Genomic DNA, 233 nt, shown 5'->3' with positions numbered 1-233 from the left:
GACGAGCATCGTCTGATTGTCAGCTACAGCCTGCCGATCTGGTAATCAGCAAACCTGGCTGCCGCTGGCGGCCTTCATGCAGCGGAACGCGCGAGCAACGTCCGCGAGGGGTGTTTCATGTATCAACGCATTTTGGGGGCGATTCTGCTGGCGATCTGCGTCGGCCTGGTCGCCGTCGCCTGGGGTTACCAGGCGCCGTTTTCCTACGAGCCGGTGGGGCCGCGTGCATACCC

Annotated in this window: 1 pseudogene; it reads left to right on the top strand. The window is 63.1% G+C overall.

From position 1 onward, the window contains the following. Positions 1 to 117: 117 nt before the first annotated feature. Positions 118 to 233: pseudogene (locus AC0IYH_RS34155) on the top strand (tripartite tricarboxylate transporter TctB family protein); the annotation flags it as partial.

Source organism: Pseudomonas sp. AC463 (assembly GCF_979253585.1).
This window is presented reverse-complemented; position numbering and strand designations above follow the sequence as displayed.